The 19,785-nt window shown below is 35.9% G+C and carries 12 protein-coding genes and 1 other RNA gene; 10 read left to right on the forward strand and 3 right to left on the reverse strand.

All coding sequences use genetic code 11. The features are described 5' to 3' along the window. Positions 1-12 precede the first annotated feature (12 nt). Positions 13-1,575, reverse strand: a complete 1,563-nt coding sequence (gene pckA, locus QYC40_RS08880) for a phosphoenolpyruvate carboxykinase (ATP) (RefSeq protein WP_301993620.1) — start codon at positions 1,573-1,575, stop codon at positions 13-15. A gap of 390 nt (positions 1,576-1,965) precedes the next feature. On the opposite strand from pckA, the gene QYC40_RS08885 reads away from it, so the two are divergent. From QYC40_RS08885 to hisD, 3 genes are all read left to right on the forward strand, one after another. Next, the gene (locus tag QYC40_RS08885; protein ID WP_301993621.1) at positions 1,966-4,536 is read left to right on the forward strand and encodes a DUF5686 and carboxypeptidase-like regulatory domain-containing protein; all 2,571 of its coding nucleotides are present in this window, start codon (positions 1,966-1,968) and stop codon (positions 4,534-4,536) included. A gap of 692 nt (positions 4,537-5,228) precedes the next feature. Then, positions 5,229-6,080: an ATP phosphoribosyltransferase gene (gene hisG, locus QYC40_RS08890; RefSeq protein ID WP_301993622.1), complete on the forward strand. Its 852-nt coding sequence runs from the start codon at positions 5,229-5,231 to the stop codon at positions 6,078-6,080. Between the two features lies 1 nt (position 6,081). Continuing rightward, the gene (gene hisD, locus QYC40_RS08895; RefSeq protein ID WP_301993623.1) at positions 6,082-7,371 is read left to right on the forward strand and encodes a histidinol dehydrogenase; all 1,290 of its coding nucleotides are present in this window, start codon (positions 6,082-6,084) and stop codon (positions 7,369-7,371) included. A 58-nt stretch (positions 7,372-7,429) separates the two neighbouring features. Here the strand turns inward: hisD and QYC40_RS08900 are convergent, their stop codons facing one another. Continuing rightward, positions 7,430-8,422 (reverse strand): hypothetical protein, encoded by a 993-nt coding sequence (locus QYC40_RS08900; protein ID WP_301993625.1) that lies wholly within the window; start codon positions 8,420-8,422, stop codon positions 7,430-7,432. A gap of 249 nt (positions 8,423-8,671) precedes the next feature. Here QYC40_RS08900 and ssrA point away from each other — a divergent pair. The 7 genes from ssrA to QYC40_RS08935 all read left to right on the forward strand — a co-directional run bounded on the left by ssrA (position 8,672) and on the right by QYC40_RS08935 (position 17,932). Continuing rightward, positions 8,672-9,039: a transfer-messenger RNA gene (gene ssrA, locus QYC40_RS08905) on the forward strand. A gap of 699 nt (positions 9,040-9,738) precedes the next feature. Then, the gene (locus QYC40_RS08910) at positions 9,739-10,785 is read left to right on the forward strand and encodes a ComEC/Rec2 family competence protein (protein WP_301993626.1); all 1,047 of its coding nucleotides are present in this window, start codon (positions 9,739-9,741) and stop codon (positions 10,783-10,785) included. A 2-nt stretch (positions 10,786-10,787) separates the two neighbouring features. Continuing rightward, positions 10,788-12,101, forward strand: a complete 1,314-nt coding sequence (locus QYC40_RS08915) for an ABC-three component system protein (protein ID WP_301993627.1) — start codon at positions 10,788-10,790, stop codon at positions 12,099-12,101. Next, the gene (locus QYC40_RS08920) at positions 12,091-12,651 is read left to right on the forward strand and encodes an ABC-three component system middle component 1 (RefSeq protein ID WP_301993628.1); all 561 of its coding nucleotides are present in this window, start codon (positions 12,091-12,093) and stop codon (positions 12,649-12,651) included. Before QYC40_RS08915 ends, QYC40_RS08920 begins: the two co-directional genes overlap by 11 nt. Then, positions 12,648-15,761: an AAA family ATPase gene (locus QYC40_RS08925; RefSeq protein ID WP_301993629.1), complete on the forward strand. Its 3,114-nt coding sequence runs from the start codon at positions 12,648-12,650 to the stop codon at positions 15,759-15,761. The genes QYC40_RS08920 and QYC40_RS08925 overlap by 4 nt, the downstream gene beginning before the upstream one ends. Positions 15,762-16,002: 241 nt before the next feature. Next, complete coding sequence (locus QYC40_RS08930; protein WP_301993630.1) at positions 16,003-16,923, forward strand: toll/interleukin-1 receptor domain-containing protein; 921 nt, start codon at positions 16,003-16,005, stop codon at positions 16,921-16,923. 151 nt (positions 16,924-17,074) lie between these two features. Beyond that, positions 17,075-17,932 carry a hypothetical protein gene (locus QYC40_RS08935; RefSeq protein WP_301993632.1) on the forward strand — a complete coding sequence of 286 codons (858 nt, stop codon included), beginning with the start codon at positions 17,075-17,077 and terminating at the stop codon, positions 17,930-17,932. 524 nt (positions 17,933-18,456) lie between these two features. Here the strand turns inward: QYC40_RS08935 and QYC40_RS08940 are convergent. Further along, entirely contained in the window at positions 18,457-19,782 is a 1,326-nt protein-coding gene (locus tag QYC40_RS08940; protein WP_301993633.1) for an ATP-binding protein, read from the reverse strand. Between the last annotated feature and the right edge of the window lie 3 nt (positions 19,783-19,785).

Here is a 19,785-nt window from a genome sequence, read left to right on the forward strand (position 1 = left end):
CGCTTTTTTCGATTAAGCTTCCTCTAATTTGACATACTGTACATAGTTTTCTTCAAACATGCCCTTTAGCTTCTCAGCCATTTCGACATAGCCTTCTTGATTTGCCCATACACGTTTCGGATTTAAAAGCTCCGATGGTACGCCCGGACATTCTCTAGGCATTTGAAGATCGAAGATTGGATGCACCTCATAACCAGCCTCGCCGATGACATTTTCCATCGCGCTGCGGATTAACTGACGGGTATAAGCCAATTGGATTCTACGCCCAACTCCATATGGCCCTGCTACCCAACCGGTGTTTACCAACCAAACTTGAATATCTTGGTGATTTTCTAATCGTTGCTTCAACATTTCTGCATAACGCATCGGATGTAGCGGTAAAAAAGCTGCTCCAAAACATGCTGAGAAAGTCGCCGTCGGCGTCTTTACGCCCATCTCGGTACCTGCCACTTTCGCAGTATATCCGTTGATGAAGTAGAACATCGCCTGCTCTGGCGTCAACTTTGAAATTGGAGGCAAAACGCCAAATGCGTCAGCACTTAAGAAGAAAATATGCTTTGGTGCGTTGCAGCAGCTCTTGTCGCTCGTATTCTCGATAAATTCCAAAGGATAAGAAACGCGTAAATTCTCGGTGATGCTGATATCGTTATAATCAATCTCGCGAGTACCCGGTTTGAACTTCGCATTTTCAATCAATGCGCCAAACTTGATCGCGTTGAAGATTTGTGGCTCATGCTGATGCGTCAAGCCAATACCTTTTGCATAACAGCCACCTTCGAAGTTGAAGATTTCGTTATCCGCCCAGCCATGCTCATCATCGCCGATTAAATAGCGTCCTTCATCTGAAGAAAGCGTTGTTTTTCCTGTACCTGACAAGCCAAAGAATAGAGCGGTGTCATTGTCCTTACCAACGTTTGCAGAGCAGTGCATAGTAAGCACATTGTGTTTCAGCGGCAATAAGTAATTTAAAGCACTGAACACTCCTTTTTTAATCTCGCCTGTATAGGCCGTACCGATAATCAGGATTAGCTGGCGTGTTAAATCCACTGCAACGCAGTGTGATGTTGGCAAGCCAAGCTCTTCATAATCCTCCAATTGTAAATCTGAAGCCACTAAAACCGACCAATCTATGCGTTCTTGCTTCTGAATATCTGTTTCGATAAACATATTGTCAACAAAATGGCTTTGAACAGGACGTTCACAAACCACAAGAACCTGTTGTGCATAAACCTGATGGTTACAAGCTTGTACCGAGCGGATATACAACGGAATTTTGGACAAATAGCGGCTAACGCGATCATGAAGCTGATCGAAAAGCTCCACAGTCATCCCTTTATTTACTTTTCCCCAATTAACTTGGTCGAAAGTAAACTCGTCTTTAACGATAAAACGGGACTCTGGTGAGCGCCCCGTAAATTTTCCGGTGGCGAAACTTAATGCACCACTATCCGTAAGAGTTCCTTGATTTTGTTTTACAGCGTGTTCCACTAATTCGGGAACCGGTAACTGGACATAGATTGGCTCTTCTGGTCGAATGCCAAGAGCCTCTAATTGAATACTGATTACGTTTGTCATTATATAGGCTTTATTTTGCGACAAAGCTAGATATATTTTTAGCAACTAAAAAAGAAAATTTAGCATATTGTATGAAATACACAATTTTAAAACACTGTATTTCAAGTTATTATAACTTAAAAAAATTGTCTCACATTTTTAGCTAAAGAAAGAATTAACCTTTAGCATTTGAATATTTTTTAAATCAGACAAAATAGGTTTACTCAAACGGATAAAATACGTGTAGTGGTTAACTGACAAGGCAATTTGTGTGTCATAACATGGAATTTTTGACCGGAATTATCATAAAATCGTCAAATCGAAGAAATGCCTCTTTTTTATCTAAAGAATAAAGCTGTTATTTGCATAACTTTTTGAACAAAAGGATACAAAAGTCAAAAAGTAAGCATTATGAAATCACATATACACGGCCTCCTATTCGTCCTGTTTACACTCTTTGGAATTTCGGCTGCATGGGGACAGCAGACCATCACTGTAAAAGGCAGAGTGATGAACGCGGAGACATACGAAGCAATTCCCTATGCATCGATTAGCATTATCGGAACCAGCAAAGAGTCGGGCGCATCATCTACTGCTAACGGTACTTTTACGCTTACCCTTCCGAGCAACTTAAATAAATTACGCATTAGTTCCGTAGGATTCGATACGGAAGAATTTGTGGTAACGACGGATAATGCCGGCAATGCTAAGATATTCTTATTCCCTGCTAATAAAATCGAAGAGGTCGTGATTAAGCGCCCTAGAAGAGGAAAATATTCGAACAAAAACAATCCTGCGGTTGAATTGATCCGCAAAGTTGTAGAGCATCGTGATCAAAACAGATTGACTGGTCAGTCTTTTGCTGAATTCAACCAGTACGAGAAGATAAGTTTGGGTCTGAGTAATTTGGACTCAAAATTCAAAAACAAGAAGGTCTTCAAGAAGTATCAATTCCTATTTCAGGAGGATGATACGGCTAACGTAAATGGCAACTATGTTTTGCCAGCATATATGGAGGAGAAATTCTCGAAGGTATATTACCGGAAAGACCCCAATGCGAAAAAGCAATACGTAATGGCCGAGAAGAAGGCACAGTTTGATCCAAAATTTGTAGACAACGATGGTTTGAGCAAGTATTTCAATCGCTTATATGATGAAGTCGAAATCTACGATAACAATATTGAGATCTTGACGAATCAGTTTTTGAGTCCGATCGCAAATACTGCACCTACCTTTTATCGCTTCTATATTACCGATACGATCAAAACAGCGCAGCCGAATTTAGTGGAACTGAGCTTCTTTCCTCGCAATAAAAGCGACATGCTATTTACGGGTAAGCTCTACATTACTTTGGATGGAAACTATGCCGTACAACGCGCTGCTATGACGGTTGCCGACGACATCAATTTAAACTTTGTGCGCGATCTTGACATCGAGCTAGCATTCAACAAGGATCATAACAATAAATTTTACCTAAGCAAATCTAGTCTGGGTATAGATTTTTCGATTACGGGCAAAGGAAAGGGAATAAAAGGAAAGCGCGTTGTCTTGATCAATGATTATAAACAAGGCGTACAGCGTCCTGACAGCACCTACCAGGTGCCCGACATCTACCTTGTAAAGAAAGAGGCTGAAATTGAGGCCCAACCCGAGAGCTATTGGGCTACGCTAAGACCAGAGCCATTGAGCAAATCGGAGAGCTTGATTTACCATAACATCGATAGTTTGCAACAAATGCCATCGTTCCGAACGTTTATGGACATTAGTGCTCTATTGTTGTCGGGGTACAAACAAGCTGGCCCTGTAGAGATTGGTCCTGTCAATACCTTTTATTCTTACAATCCTGTAGAGGGTTTTCGATTGCGCGTGGGTGGTCGGACGACAGACCGGCTGAGCAAACGGTTCTATCTTGAAGGATATACAGCTTATGGCTTTGACGACCAGAAATGGAAATATTTCTTAGCCGGAACCTACTCATTAAATAATAAATCGATTTATAATTTCCCGCAGCACTATATCCGTGTTTCTGCATCCTATGATACAAAAATCCCTGGCCAAAAGCTAGAATTTATTCAGGAAGACAATGTTTTGTTATCCTTCAAACGAGGCGAGAACCAAAGCTATTTGTACAATGAGGAATATCGCGTGGACTATAAAGTAGAATTCAGCAACAACTTTTCCGTGACCGCAGGCTTAGGGCGATGGAAACAAACACCTGCTGGAGTTCTATCCTATCATTTACCACAGGCAGACGGTAGCTTCGAAAATCTACCCTACCTTCAATCTACAGAATTTAATATAGGGCTGCGTTATGCACCTAAGGAAGAGTACTATCAGGGAAAATTATACCGTACACCGTTATTTAACAAATATCCGATCTTCCAGTTGAATTATACTGCTGGGGTAAAGGGATTATTTGGCGGTGACTATAACTATCATACTCTTTCTGCGGATATTTTCAAAAGGTTTTATTTATCGCAATTTGGTTATGCTGATGTTAATTTAGATGGATCTTATACTTTCGGGAGCAATATTCCCTATCCATTCTTAAATATCCATCGTGCCAACCAAACGTATGCCTACCAGTTGCAGTCATACAACTTAATGAACTTCATGGAGTTCGTATCCGATCAGCATGCGAGCATCAATGTACAGTATTATATGAATGGTTTTATTTTCAATAAAATTCCATTATTAAAGAAATTGAAACTTCGCGAAGTGTTTAGCTTCAAGGGTGTATATGGTGGCTTAAGAGACAGCAACAATCCTTCGCTGAACAATGAGGTTTTTGCATGGCAAACAAACGGTAAAGGCGAGCAATCGAGCTTTACGTTTGGCAGCGAGCCTTATATGGAAGCCAGTGCCGGTGTATCGAACATCTTTAAAATATTACGCGTCGATTTAGTAAAACGCTTGAACTATTTGGATAACCCTGACGCTCCAGAATGGGGTATCCGCGCCAGAATTAAATTTGATTTCTAGGAAGCCTAAGTACGAATTGAAATCAAGTTGAAGTCAAAGAGGTACCTAGAAGGAATCGAAGCTTTTTAACAACCCTTACAGACCCCTATCATACCCGCTCCGAAAGGGTTATGATAGGGGTTTGAATTGGGTTTGAATTGGGTTTGAATTGGGAGAGTAAGGGGATATACTAGTAGTTAGTATTTAGTAGTTAGTATTTAGACCTAGGGCGGGAGTAAGATATTTGGCGCTTGTTTTGAAAAAGTATTTAGTAGTTAGTACTTAGTATAAAGACCTATGGCGTAATATCCTGCAAATCCTTAAATCCTTCCTTTCCTGGTTCAGAAAAAGTATTTAGTAGGTAGTACTTAGTATAAAGACCTATGGCATAATATCCTGCAAATCCTTTTATCCTTCCTTTCCTCGTTCAAGACAAACTTTCCTTTTTTCTTCAAAAAGTCTAAAATCTTATATCTAACATCTAATGTCTATACCAAAAAATCAATTTTCATAAAAAAACTTAAAAAAGTTTGCATACAAAAGCTTGATACATTACATTTGTTGCATTAATAATATGAAGATCACTTGCACATACCATTACAGTATTCATCATCGCCATTGTGGCGATAGATATTAGTATTGGCTCTACGCGAGGCAACATTCCCCCCGGATCGTATTTTATTATTAATTCTTTACTTACAAAAACCGACATTTTGAAAAATCTGAAAATTGCTATCCAGAAATCGGGTAGATTAAATGAGAAATCTGTACAACTATTAAAGAACTGTGGACTCGATTTCGAAAACTATAAAAGCTCCCTTATCACTACGGTATCTAACTTTAACCTTGAAATCTTATTCCTTCGCGACGATGATATCCCTGGATATGTAGAACAGGGTATTGCCGATTTAGGTATTGTTGGCGAAAATGTGATCGACGAAACGCTCTCCAAGGTTCAATATCTTCAACGTTTGGGCTTCGGGAAGTGTACTTTAAAATTAGCGATCGCGAAAGACTCCCCGATAGAACGTCTGGAAGACCTAAATGGCAAATCAATCGCAACCTCCTACCCCAACATCCTTCAACAATTTCTTAACGATTTCAAAATCAAAGCAGATATCCAAGAGATATCCGGCTCGGTAGAGATTGCGCCCGGATTGGGCTTGAGCGATGCTATTTGTGATATTGTTTCTACAGGCGGGACGCTAAAAAGCAACGGCTTGAAGCCATTTGCTGATGTTCGTTCTTCGGAGGCTATCCTGATCGCTAGAGAAGGTATTGAAGAAAATCCTATCATTTGCGAGCTGTTGCAACGTGTTCAATCGGTATTGCGCGCAAAAGAAACCAAATATGTGGTTTTGAATGTGGAGAAGAAAAATTTAGAGCAAATCACCGAACTATTGCACGGTGTAAAGAGTCCTACGGTTGTTCCCTTGGCGGAAGAAGGTTGGGTTGCTGTACACACGGTAATTTCGGAGGATGATTTTTGGGAGAAAATCAATAAATTGAAAGCTGCCGGCGCACAGGGTATAGTGGTGATGCCGATAGAAAAAATCATAATGTAATATGCTAAAGACTTATTCATATAATCAGCTTGATCAAGCAAAGATTCAGGAGCTTACCAATCGAAATACCGATCCGAATAACGCTATCCAAGATACGGTGTCTGCGATCATCAATGAGGTAAGAACACATGGCGATGCAGCACTGAAATCCTATGCTGCACAGTTTGACAAGGTTGAATTAGAAAAATTATATTTAGACGCTTCCGATATTGAAGAACTGGCGATGGGAATTTCCCGCGACCAAATGCGGGCATTGGAAATAGCGTTTCAGAATATCCATAAATTCCACTCCTATCAAACCAAAAGAGAGCGGACAGTGGAGACGATGCCCGGCGTAAGCTGTTGGCGCGAATTACGTCCGATCGAGAAGGTGGGACTTTATATTCCTGGTGGCTCCGCGGTATTGCCGAGCACATTATTGATGTTGGGAATTCCAGCGCGCATTGCAGGCTGTAAAGAAATTGTGGTTTGTTCGCCGCCTCAAAATAACGGCAAGATTAACGGCTTTGTTGCGTACTGCTTGAAGCTTTTACGTATAGAACGCGTTTATTTAGTTGGTGGTGCGCAAGCGGTTGCTGCTATGGCTTTTGGCACGGAGAGCATCCCGAAGGTGAATAAGATCTTTGGCCCTGGGAACCAGTTCGTGACGAAAGCAAAAAGTCTAATTCAAGGGATTACGGATGTGGCGATTGATATGCCGGCGGGGCCTTCAGAAGTGTTGGTTATTGCCGACGAATCTGCTAATCCTGCTTATATCGCTGCTGATTTATTGGCGCAAGCGGAACACGGTATTGATAGTCAGGCGGTGTTGGCGACGATCTCCACAACGATTGCAGAGCAGGTGAACGAGGAACTTAGCAAGCAGTTGTCGATCCTTCCGAGGAAGGAACTAGCGGCGAAGGCGCTGGACAATTCCTATATCGTCGTATGTGATGATTTGATCAGCTGTATGAACTTCTCGAACGCGTATGCTCCAGAGCATTTGATTATTGAATCGGATCAGTGGAAATCTTTGGTTAACAAGGTTCAAAATGCGGGGTCTGTATTCTTAGGACATCTGACGCCGGAAAGTGCAGGTGACTATGCCTCCGGAACGAATCATACCTTACCGACATCGGGATATGCACGCTCCTATTCTGGTGTGTCTGTAGACTCGTTTGTAAAGAAGATAACTTTTCAGCATATTACCGAGCAGGGCTTAGAACAGATTGGTTCGACGGTCGAAATATTGGCAGAATTAGAAGGTTTACAAGCGCATAAAAATGCGGTAAGCATTCGGAAGAAAGCCTAAAGAAAAAGGAGTCACAGCGAACTGTGACTCCTTTTTTATATAAAGAAATGCAGGTTTCTTATTTCTTTTTCTTCTTAGCTTTTTTCTTATCATCTCCAACAATCTTGCTGTAGATTTCAGAAATCGCTTTCTTTAGCTTTCCGAAAGACTTAGCTTGTTTTTTATCTTGTTTTTTCGGCTTCTCCTCTTTTACTTTTTTCACTTTCTTTGCCGAAACTTTTGCTTTTTTCTTGTCCTTGCTGTCTTTTTTTACCTTCTCAGCTTTTTTATCGTTCGCCTTTTTATCGTCTTTTACAGCTTTAGGATCTTTCGCTTTTTTCTTCTCGCCTTTTTTAACTTTAACTTCTTTTACCGGAACTTCCTCTTTATATGAAGCTTCTTTCTCCAACTTGGCTTCCTGCGCTGCTGGCGCTTTTTCTACGGTTTTCGTTTCAAGCTTATTATCAGGAGTTTCAGGTTTTGCCGATGCTGCTTTTGGAGCGGGTGTCTTAGCACCTAGGCCATCACCATCCGTTTTTGGTGCTGCCGCTTTGTTAGCTGTTGTAGACGAAGCATTTGCTTTTGCTGCTGCCGTAGTCTTGGTGGATTGGTTTCCTGACGCTAATGGCTTCGCAGGCGCTGCCTTTGGCTTCGTAGCTGTTGTGCTTGCTGTAGTTTTAGTAGCCGGCGCTTTTGATGATGCCGCCGTTGCTTTCACTGTTGCAGGTTTTGCAGCTGAAGTTGCTGGTTTTGTCGCCGGAGCTGCCTTCGCTACTGGCTTTGTCGCAGCCGTCGTTGTCTTAGCCGCGGGCTTAGCAGCTGTTGAGCTTGCTGTTTTCGCGTTGGATGTGGCAGGTTTTGCCGCGCTTGCCGTAGTTGCAGGCTTTGCAGCCGTTGTTTTATTTGCTGCAGGTTTCGTAGCCGCAGTGCTAGCTTTTGTTGCCGCAGGTTTCTTAGCAGCGTTTGCAGGTTTTGCTACCGATTTAGCAGCGGGTTTTGCTGCAGTAGTTGTTTCCTTTTTATCATCAACAGCTGGGGTTGATGGATTATTAGCATTTGTTGGTTCTGCCATATTCTTTAATGATTTGCGTTTCTGTGATTTAATGGTGTTATTCCGTGATGTTTTTCTAGGGTAGTCTGACGTTTAAATAGTTTAAATGCGTCTAAATTTTCCAAAAGTTTACATGTCGCTTATCTTTTTGGTTTCTACCACTTTAAAAACCTTAATATACCAAAAATGTTTGCAATAACGCGCACAATTAAACTTTTTCTTGTTTCAGAGGTCAAATAGAATGATTACATTTGTAGCCTATACATAACTGGGGTCGACCGGAATTGACAGGATAGCGATGGTTATGTAAGCATGCAGTGCATTGTTAGTCTAGCACTTAAATCTGAACTTTCAACTTTATAACTGGCGAAGAAAACTACGCCTTAGCTGCTTAAGTTAGACTTAACATAGCTATTTGTCCCGTTAGATCCTGTTCTTTGGTCTAACACCTGGGGCATCGAACAATAGAACTGGTCTTTGTGATGTTGCTAAGCAAAGACGAGAAACAGCAACTACGGAGAACGGTATAGGTAAGCGACTCACCTTCCCTCTCCCGACAATTAAAGAGAAGCTAAGCATGTAGAAAGCGTAGATCATACTATGTTTGGACGAGGGTTCGAATCCCTCCGGCTCCACAAAACAACTTGAAATTCAATAATTTACAAGATTAACACCCAAAACTACACCCAGTTTTGGGTGTTGTTATATTAATACAATTCAAAATTATGTTGAAGAGTTTATTTAATAATATTCATTAATCGTAATTTGCTGTAACTCGCGAAAGGTGTATTAAAAGTTCGAATCCTGCCACCCCGACAAAAGCCACTGATAATCAGTGGCTGTTTCTGTTTTCGGACGTATTTCGGACAATAATAGGCAGATTTCGATAGTTGTTAAGTTGTAATAATTACATTCCAGTATACTCGCTGGAGGAATCTAGTTATAATTGATACAACTATTAATAGCGGTTATATATCTCACAACCACAATTTATCCAATAATCTAAAATATTTGATTTAGTTCAAATGTTTTACAAAGTTTAAGACTTATTTTTTTGAAACATTTTTAAAGTTCTGATAAGATGAATTAGAACTTATTTTTTGTGGTATTATGTTAAAAGATTAGCTTATTCCAAAATTGTATTATGCACATACTAGATTCTTTTACTTACTAAATTAATATCAAAAATTTTGCATTTTACAAATTTTTGTTTGGAAACAAAAATACCTAGTTAATATTGACTACGAAAAATCATCTTAAACTCAAGAATTTCATAATTCTGTATGCTTTAATTAATATATATTTGTGGTTAATAGTCATAAATAAACCTATCTATTATGAAAATAAAATTTTTACCCGCTTTTAACGGTGATTGTATCTTAGTTTCATTTGAATATGAAAATAGAAAAAGAAATATCCTAGTAGACGGGGGTGTTCCAAGAACTTATCTTCGTCATTTAAAACCAGAACTTGAAAAACTTATTCAGCAAGAAGAGAACATAGATTTACTAATTGTAACTCATATTGATGATGATCATATAGGAGGAATAAAAGAACTATATCAAGATGCTGCTCTCAATAAAGATTTCATTAAAGAAGTGTGGTTTAACTCAGGAGATCTATTGTCTGACTATTTTAATTCAGCAAGAGAATCTATAAGAGCGGTAGAGATTATTAAAACTGATCAAACAAATATGAGTGTTGGTCAAGGAGTAACTTTAGAAAAAGCTTTGAAAGAAGAAAAGGGGAATTGGATTCAAAACCTCATTCAGGTATCTGAAAATAAAATAAGTTTCTTAGGATTATCAATAACTATTTTATCTCCTAACGAGAAAACGCTTGAAAAACTTCATGACCATTGGGAAACAGAAATAGATAAAAAAGTTACCATGTCAGAAGAACATGATGATTTTAATGTTTCAATTTCTGAATTGATTAAACGCAAGTTTAAAGAAGATAGAGCTGTTCCCAATGGTAGCTCAATAGCAATTCTAATGGAAGAGGGAAGCAATTCTATTCTTCTACTTGGTGATGCCCACCCCACTGTGGTTTCTGATTCTTTAGAAAAATTAGGGCTGGCTACCGAAGAAAAAAAACTGAAAATTGATTTAGTGAAAGTATCTCATCATGCAAGTAAAGGAAATACTAGTCCCAAGCTTTTATCCTTAATAGAAAGCAGCAAATTTGTTGTATTAACTGATGGAAGTAAACATGGTTTACCGGATAAGGAATCAATAGCTCGAATTATTGCTTCACAGCCGAATTGTAATATCTATTTTAATTATGATGATATCCCAAAAGAAATCCTCATACCAGAAGATAAAGAGAGTTATCCTTTTAGTTTCTCTCTACTTTCCGAGACCGATTATTCAATAGAATTGTAAATATGCCGACAATAGATGAACAACTAAGACATTTTGCTGTAAAAGTCAATAATGGAAGCGGTTGTATATTTCAACCTGATTCCAAAGAATATACTTACGTACTTACCGTTAAACACAATCTCGAAGTCACAAGTGACGGAGAGAAAGTATTAATTCCTACACAAAACATTAAGATATACAGAGGAAATGCCGATGGAGATCCTATTCCCAATATAGTAAGCTATGAAGTGCATGACACATTAGATTTAGCTTTAATTGTAATTCCATACATTGGAGATTCTGAAATGGTATTGGTACATTCTAACCCTATAAAAGATGAATCAATCGTCCTTTATGGATATCCTTCGAGACTGAGCAAAAACATAGAGAAAGGAGAAAAAAGAGAAAATGTCCGCTGTTTTTGTGATATGCAAAGTGAAGATAAATTAGGTACGGAAATAAGAACAGAGCAGGGGCAAAATACATGGGATATTAATACACAAAAAGCTATGATTGGTTTTTCCGGTTGCGGGGTGTTTGCAGAAGTTAATGGTGCTTTGGTTTTAAAAGGTATATTTCCTGAATTAAAAGATCCGTCAGGAGCTAATAATAAGCTTATTACAATCTATATTTCTAATTTTAATTCTATTATCAACAAATTAGGTTTAAAACATCTCATTCCATCAGATCTCCTAAGTTTTAATTCTTATGTAGCAAAGGCATTTATGAGAATTGATCCCCAATTACATGGATTTTTTCGATCAAAAACTGAAAATATACATAATAACGGTATTACTCCCATAACAATAGCTGATCGAAATAAAGAAAAGCTAACACTACCTCTCTCAAAAAATTATTCAGATAGCCTTTCTCAATCGAAACTTTGGGAAGCGTGGTTGGAGTTACTTACTTTCTTAAATATTGCAATTCCAGAACTACAGGATTTGGAATCTTGCTGTAATAAAGTACCATTATATTTTTCAGCCAATGAGAATCATATCAAAAGCTTACTCCGATTATTCTTATCCCAACACGATTTACAAGCTGAAATAAGAAAGAATTCATTAATAGCATTTTCAAGTACAGAAAGGACTGGAGGTAATGATTTTTTAACAAAAGAAAAAGTCAAGAATATTGTTGCGAATGTTGATCGATCGAATTTTTTCAGTAACGGTATGATGATTGACAATGCCTTACAAATTCCAGAATTTTCCTGTATACATGTTGATCATTTTTCAACAAAAATTGATCAAATAGATATAGACGACTTACAACCAAATGAAATATTAGAACTTATAAAACAAGAAATTATAAATATCCTTAACTATGCTTCGTAATCTAGAATTACCGGAAAATATATTGCAGAATGCAAAGAAAGACTATGTTGAAAGACAACTCCAATATTGGGCTTATCGAGTGGATGCAAAAGTTCCATATACCTGCCACCTATTTACGTTAACTTGTAGTAACAATGATGCTCTAAATGATTATTGGGAAGATCTTACTGAAAACATTGCTATAAATTTTCAAACAAATTTAGAAAGGGAGATAGAAAGGTGGAACATATACCTACTATTCTTGTTGGAAAATGAAGTTCCAAAAGAAATAAAATACAAAATCGAGCAAGATAAATATTGTTGTAGAAAACTGGTGGAAGACAATTTGAAAACAGTCGATTTCTCTGAAGATTATATTTCACAGTTAATAAGAGAGAAAATTTTCGCAATATATACAACAGCAAAGGAAGTGGTTTCTTCTTTACCTCTAAAAGATAAAAATATAGAAACAATAATAAAAGAAGCCGATATTAATATTCTGACAGCCCTAAAAGGATTTAAAAGCAATAAGCAAATTACCCCATTCTATTCTAAATATATAAGGAAATGACGACGCAAAACAACAATATTAAATTAAGTAAAATAATCTTGGAGGCGTTTAGAGGCTATAGAGATAGGGTTACTTTTGATTTTACGTTACCCGATAATAAAATTGCTGACATAGTTGCTATATATGCGCCGAATGGTTTTGGTAAAACATCTTTTTTTGACGGTATTGAATGGAATACAAAAGGAAAAATTGAGCGTTTTGAGGAAAACTCAAAGATTAAAAATTCAGCAGAAGAGTTTGGTGGTGCAATTCTAAAAAACAGAGAATCTAATCTTAATAATGGAAGTGTAAGTCTGTTTGATCAACAAAATTTACACTTTACCCGTATAACATCAAGCAGTGATAAATGGGATTTACTTCCAGGGAGATTAGATTCCAATAATACATCTCCTCTGAAAAATATTGTTAATTATAAAACTCACAAAAGGATAGAGATTTTACCACAATCAAGAATTGATTCATTTTTAAGCTCCAAAACACCAGAAGAAAAATATCAGGCATTATTGGATTTTTGGGATGGTAATGATGAGTCAGATTATTTTGTTGGAGTTTCTAAATTTTATGAAGAAAGTGAAAAAGAACTAGTACATATAACTGCCGAGATTGGAAAAATATCTAGTAAAATTTTGGGGTTAACTAATTCTGAAGGTAAAATTCTCTTTTTTAACAGCTTAATAAAGCAGATTAACTTTAATAAAAGTAATAATATTATTATTCAAGAATTTACAGAAGATACTACTGATTCTGAATTTGAAAATACTGTTAGAGAAATAAACAATAGTATTGCGTCTGTAGTATCTAAATTACAACAATCGGAATCTGAAAAAGAACGCATGATTGCTTTGAGAGAAGGACTTTCTTCATATTCCCAGAATATTGAATTGGTTGTAAGCCTAAACAATGAAGTTAAAGCCTTACAATCGGTATTAAGTGTGTTCGCTCAATTGGAGAACAAACAAAATGAGAAAAAAGATTTAGAGTCAAAACTTCAAAAGGAGGTTATTAATTTAGAAAAAATCAACGCAATAGAAATTCTAAAAAATTCTTTTTCTTCTATTATTGACGAAACCAATCGATTGACAGATGAACGAAAAAAAATAGTTGAAGATAAAATAAAATTTGTAGAACAAAAAAACACCGCTGACAAGGAATTAAAAAATAAAGAAGATCGGTTAAAAAGTATATTAGTTAATGAGAGCAAGTTCAGTGAAAACTACGAACGTCTGGCTGAACTGATGATCGCAATAGAAACAAACAAGAAAAAAGGAGATTCTTCTAATAACCGCTTGTCTCTTTGCAAAAGAATAAGAGAGACGAGAAATAATATTGTAACAACCCTAAGAACTGAATTAAATACAGTTCAAAATATATTATCCCTTAGTCTGGAATCACTCTGTAACATCGAATATACTTACAGTGATTTTTCTGAACTGGTTCTAAAAATAAAAGAAGAATTTTATGACATTGAAGCGGATAATAAAATGCTGGCAGGCTTAAGGAAAGAGTATAATAAGAAAGGTAGCCTTAATGAAGATCTACAAAAAATAATTGAGCTTGGAAAGAACTTTATATCCAATACCGAAACAAATACATGTCCTCTATGTGATACACCACAAACTGATTTTAAACAATTACTATTTCGAATTTCTAGTCAAAAAGATGATGCTCTAAGTCTTAATCAAAATTATGAACGGATACAATCACTTCAGACCGGTATTGAACAACGGAAATACAATATTAATATACAACATGAAGTATTGTTAAGTCATTTAAAACAACAATCTTTGGAATTAACAGAAAGCTTAACCATCAATAGTTCAAAGTTATCTGGCACAGAAGGTCTCATTAATTACTATACAAGTATTGAAACAATAGTTGAGAACGAAAACAAAAGGCTCAATTCTCAGTACAGTGATATAGAAATCGAAAATGACTTTTTAAAATTACTGTTAGAAGATTCCGATAATTTAAAGCAAGGTTTATCGCAGTCAATTACAGATGCTAAAAAGCAAATCGAAGACGCAGGAAAACGAATATTAGAAACAGAGCATAGGGTCACCGAGATTGTTGCTAAAATTGAAGAACTCAATCAAAGAGATGATTATATTACGGTTGATACATTTTTGCAAAGTGAATCTATCATTCAAGCTCAATATCTAGAATCTGGATTACAGGAGATAACTAATAATACTCAGGGAAACATTCAGAAGTTAAGAGATCAGATTTCATTCCTGAAAAATCAAATAGACTTACTAAGAAAGAATACAGAAAACAGCAATAAAGAAGATATACAAAAAAATCTGATAGAGAAAACGACAATCTTAAAGAGTACAGAGGATAGAGTGTCACAATATAAGAGTCAATACAAGTCCCTCATTGAAGCAGATGATATTAAAGCCGAGATAATTAAACTAAGACTGTCAACTATAGAACAATCAACCTCAAATTTAAAAGAGAGAGATATAAAGCTTCGGGAATTGCAAAACAATATTGAATTCATGCAGCAAAATTTGGAGCTAAAAAAACTTAGAGCAGATTTTAAATTTTATAAGGAAAAATTAGAGAATATAAATGAAACAGCGGAAAAGCTTAGTAAGCTTAAAGCGGAGTTGTCTGATTTTTTGACACAGAAAATAGATTCGGTATTCAATCAGGAAATAATAAATGATATTTATAAAAAAATTGATCCACACCCTGATTTTAAAAAGATAAAACTTGAACCTCAATTTGATGGGATAAAACCCAAGCTATTTATAAAAGCTGTCAATGAAGAAAATCAAGATGAAATTGACCCTATTCTTTATTTAAGTTCTGCTCAGGTAAATATTCTTTCTCTTAGTATATTTTTGGCAAAAGCACTTCAGAATAAAGATGTAATGATCAATACCATCTTTATGGATGATCCTATTCAATATCTAGACTCTATAAATGTATTATCATTTATAGATTTACTTCGTAGTATTACGACTGATAAGCAATTAGATAGACAATTAGTGATTTCCACTCATGACGAGAATTTCTTTAATTTATTGAAAAAGAAATTCAACCCTCATTATTATAATTCAAAGTTTATAGCGTTTGAATCTTATGGCAAATTAGAAGCAAATTAAAAATAAACTTGCAGTGGGAAGACAGATTTACAGTGTAAAATTAATTATTTAGCTCGTTCCTTAAGGGCTATTAAGACGGAAATAGAAATGAAGTATTGTAATACTATCATTAATAGGGATCTTCTTAAATTAAAAGGCCAAATAACAAAAAAATATTGGTCTCTTGAGGATTTATGGTATGATGAAGATGCTTGCACTGATAGAAATTGATATCAATAAAATTTTAATGAGATAAATTTATATGTTAGAAAATGCTGAAAAATATTTATTCGAATTCAAAAATCGCAATCATGGACCATCATATGAAATTGCTATGGAAATTAAGCCTGACCGTTCCGGTTGGACACCATATGGGACATATGATGAGCAGTCAGAAATCTATGTCGTGACTAAAACTTTCTCTATAAATTTAGACACCCCCTTATATAGCGGCAATTGGAAAGTAGAATATTACAGTCCTAATCAGCTTGTAAATGTAATTGAAAAAGAGATTGATTACTATTCAAATCAACTCGAGTCGCTAGAAAAAATTAATAGAAAATATAATGGTCAAAATATACCAGTTCATTACATATATTCCATTTGTAAAGAACTTGTAGATCTCTTAAATTATATCAGAAATGATGACGAGTATAAATTGATTCAAAAACAAATTAAAGTCTTAAATGAAAATAAATCAATGAAAATTTTTATTTCACATGCGAGTATTAACAAAGACTATGGAACAGCGCTCGTAGAACTTTTAAAAGGAATAGGAATAGATGATATTATATTTACTAGTAATGTAGCTTATGGTATTCCGATCGGAGAAAATATTTTCAATTGGCTAAAAAAACAAATAAGTGAAAAGTGTTTTGTTATTTACCTTCTCTCGTCAGAGTATTACAAAAGTGTAGCATGTCTAAATGAGATGGGAGCTGCTTGGGTAATTGAAAATGACCATGCAGTACTTTTCCTGCCAGGCTTTGATATCTCAAGTTCAGGATTTCAAAATGGTGCTATTGACCCTCGGAATATAGGCTTCTATATTGATAATAAAGATAGGGTTACAGAATTTTGCACCAAGTTAAAAACTCACTTTCCAATAACAAATAACACAGTATTACTATCTCAAATTATAGACAAATTTATTTTACAAGTCAACGCGATACCTAAATCATAAAACAATGAAGTAAGTAATATTATCCTGCAATATTATGAGTATCATCCAATATTTTTAAGAAGTTATTCTCCATTTTATGGACGATTTCAAATTTTAATATTAACAGTTACATTTGTATGAATTTCCTTAGTTTTAGAAAACCAAAGTAATAATGATTAATGAATTTATTAGTGAATATAATTTTAGGTACTTGGATGTCAGGTGTGATAAGATTTTAGCTTACAGTGAAAAATTTAAAAGATATAGCGAAGAACTTATCGATAAGATTGATGACGAAACTTTTTCAGAATGGAAGTATCGATATTATGTCGCCGGGAAGTATATTTTGGCTACGACAGTGTTGGTTAATTCGTACCGGTATGCTAAAAAGCAAAATTTGAGCATGGTAATACCTTATTTAGGATACTATAGTTTGTTTACTGCCTCTCGTGTACTACTTTTGGTCAACCCGAAAAACGAATGGAGAGATGGCGACTTAATTAGAAAAAGCCACTCTAAGATTGCGAATTTAGTGACCGATGAAATTGAAAGAATAGACAAAAATATAGGTGAAAAATATAAGCAGTTTTTTACACGTTGTAAGGATTATCGCGAGTTGTTTAGTTATAATTTTGCACTTGGTGGATTCGGAACAGTAGCCTTAGAGTCCATTTTTAATGATGAGGAATTAATTAAAAGTGTTGGCTATTTACTAGAGGTCGCGCAATTCCAATCTTGCTTATTTGCACAAATATATCAAGCTAAATCCCCTACTCATCATAAGCTTCTTGTCGAGCCCTTTGAAAAAGGGTTTATCCATGAGATTGGTGATATATCTGCTTTTGATGTGCAAGATGCTTTCCGAATCCGTAAAACATTTAGAAAACCTAGCTCATTATATCCACTTTCATATCAGGTATCTGCTGGTGTATTGGAAGACTTCGCTGATGGATTAATGATAGTTGATGAATTGATCGATGGTCAGTTTGACCCCGACGAAGATTTGAATATTATATTTTCATTTGACTAATATGACAAATAGATGATTATGTATTTTCAAATGGAAAATATAATATATTCTCTGTTTGGAATATCGCAGTGTTTTTAGAACTTTAATATTAATAGAAAAAAATTGAAGATGAAGGAAAGTTTAAAACTCCCCTTCATCTCAGAATGAACAGTAACTATCAACAGTCTAGCAATACAAAACATAAGCAAAAAATGGACTATGCCAAATCGTAATTGGGGCTTGACAATGCACCAACTCCACCTTAAATTTGGTGATAGAATTAAAGCCTTCGGCGGCTCTAAATAGATATAGGTCCGAAGGACCTATATCTATTTAGAGCTCAGTGACACAGTTTGCTTTACACTTCCATGAATTATTATAAGTACATCTCTGAAATGATTCATATCTATTAATAAATTGAGCCCATTGTGAGCCCATTACTATGTACGTATTGTTTCATAAATATTGATAAATCATTCACTCTGGAATTAATCCATTTATTTGTGAGTCGATTGTGAGCCCATTTATCTGTGGCTAAAATTCAATTAAGAGCTTTTCAATACATAGATTGTTCCTGCACCAGTAATTCCGATTTTAGTAATGTATTCTTTTTCTAGCTCGGCTAAGTATCTTGTTGCCGTAGCTTTACTAACTTTACTGATTTCTTGGACGATTGAATTTGAGATTGAACCGTGTTCTTGAATATATAGTATGATTGTTCTAAACTCTTCTTTTAGCCCTTTCTCTTCAAGATTCTTATTGCTATATACCGTGATTTCAACTTGAAAATCAGGTGGTTCATTTGAAAATATAGGTGGGGCAATTTTATGTACTTTGCAGGAATTAATTATTTTAATGGTACCACGTCCCCATGATTCAATGTAGCCCGCTCTAAATAATGTATTGGCGATATCAGGATTGAAAGGTTTTGATGGGTGCTTTTGTGCAAGCTTTGCCACAGTCCAATTATCAGGCAGCTGGCCGTCATTCCAAAAAATAATTTTGTCAGGGTAGACACTTATCTGGGTAGGTATCCCACTGCTGTAGTCTTTGTGCGCGATGGCATTGTACAATGCTTCTCTTATTGCCTCTTGCGGAAATAATGGGATTTCTTCACGTATGCCGTCTTTATAGGTTATCGTAGATTTATTATATTTTGTTGTTAAAAGATTGAGTGATAGTTCAGCTTGCTCAATTAAGTTCCCTTTGATTTCATCTTGGAATTTTAAATCATCATTTGATTCGAAATATCCAATTTTGATATATGCACCAGTTATGTATTTTTCTGGTTTGGGGTGAAATAGCAATATTGCTGCTCGTTTGAGCATATTTGTTTCTTCTGCTATGAGCTGCAGATTTTCTAATATCGCATAGTTATCATCGTAGATATCTTGTTCTTCTAATCTTCCGCTTTTAATTGCTCTCTTACGAAATAGATCAAAAGTGTCATTTTTTAAATCTTCTACACTGATGTTTGGAACGGGAACACCATCCCATTTTTTACCTTGCCTTTGTAATAGAAATTTGGATAACGCAGCACCTTTAAATTCTTGAAGTGTACTCCCAGATCTGTAATAATATTTACCTCTTAGACTGATTGGAAATGGATAAGGTTCAACAGTGATTTCTAAATAATCATTGTTGTTTTCGGTATGAAGGTTTACGTCAATCATTAGCCCTAATAAGTCTCTTGATTGATTAGGGATGTCTTCAAGTAGTTTTTTTGCATTTTGGAGATGTTTGACTTTTCCATTATCGTCTTTACCAATAAATAAGGTTCCACCTTGTGCATTTGCAAAACCACATATCCATTTAAAATAATCCTGATGCCATGATTCTTTCCACTCTGTGTTTTGTGATTCGCTGTGCATTAT

The sequence above is a fragment of the Sphingobacterium sp. BN32 genome, from assembly GCF_030503615.1.
Taxonomy (GTDB): domain Bacteria; phylum Bacteroidota; class Bacteroidia; order Sphingobacteriales; family Sphingobacteriaceae; genus Sphingobacterium.

Bases quoted from the DNA above. Each gene is read 5' to 3' on its own strand.
- pckA (WP_301993620.1), bottom strand. From the start codon at position 1,575: ATGACAAACGTAATCAGTATTCAATTAGAGGCTCTTGGCATTCGACCA.
- QYC40_RS08925 (WP_301993629.1), top strand. From the start codon at position 12,648: ATGACGACGCAAAACAACAATATTAAATTAAGTAAAATAATCTTGGAG.
- QYC40_RS08915 (WP_301993627.1), top strand. From the start codon at position 10,788: ATGCCGACAATAGATGAACAACTAAGACATTTTGCTGTAAAAGTCAAT.
- hisD (WP_301993623.1), top strand. From the start codon at position 6,082: ATGCTAAAGACTTATTCATATAATCAGCTTGATCAAGCAAAGATTCAG.
- QYC40_RS08885 (WP_301993621.1), top strand. From the start codon at position 1,966: ATGAAATCACATATACACGGCCTCCTATTCGTCCTGTTTACACTCTTT.
- QYC40_RS08910 (WP_301993626.1), top strand. From the start codon at position 9,739: ATGAAAATAAAATTTTTACCCGCTTTTAACGGTGATTGTATCTTAGTT.
- QYC40_RS08920 (WP_301993628.1), top strand. From the start codon at position 12,091: ATGCTTCGTAATCTAGAATTACCGGAAAATATATTGCAGAATGCAAAG.
- QYC40_RS08930 (WP_301993630.1), top strand. From the start codon at position 16,003: ATGTTAGAAAATGCTGAAAAATATTTATTCGAATTCAAAAATCGCAAT.
- QYC40_RS08940 (WP_301993633.1), bottom strand. From the start codon at position 19,782: ATGCACAGCGAATCACAAAACACAGAGTGGAAAGAATCATGGCATCAG.
- QYC40_RS08900 (WP_301993625.1), bottom strand. From the start codon at position 8,422: ATGGCAGAACCAACAAATGCTAATAATCCATCAACCCCAGCTGTTGAT.
- QYC40_RS08935 (WP_301993632.1), top strand. From the start codon at position 17,075: ATGATTAATGAATTTATTAGTGAATATAATTTTAGGTACTTGGATGTC.